This is a genomic window from Treponema sp. R6D11 (assembly GCF_054786075.1).
Genome location: NZ_BDHD01001103.1, coordinates 1 through 387 on the forward strand (window position 1 = coordinate 1; position 387 = coordinate 387).

Sequence of the window (387 nt, forward strand, 5' to 3'; positions counted from 1 at the left end):
GCTAACGCCCCCGCTACATCGGCAAAGCATTTCTATTGTATCATAAAGAAAAACAAAATGCAAGCAAAAAAGCTCCCTATTAAGAAGCTTTAATGATAAAATGAACAATCCTATAAGCCGGGTTCTGTCTAACGGTAATCATCTATCTGGGATGCATATTGCTATACACCTCGTGCCATCTTTCGCAGGAATAACGCATAGGATAGTATGCTTCCTGCAGCTGATGTTGCATTCTTTCGGGGTTTACATAGCCGAAAATGTCGCCATAATCGCTGGTAGGCTTTTACCCCACCTTTCCACCTGTACCGCAAAAACGGTAGTCTATTTCTGTTGCACTTTCCTCACTGTCGCCAGCACCGGACGTTATCCGGCAAAGCTATCCTAAAA

General features: G+C 43.7%; 1 other RNA gene. It reads right to left on the reverse strand.

From position 1 onward, the window contains the following. Window positions 1-97: 97 nt before the first annotated feature. Window positions 98-387: RNase P RNA component class A (rnpB, locus tag ACYVTD_RS17660), an RNA gene on the reverse strand; the annotation flags it as partial.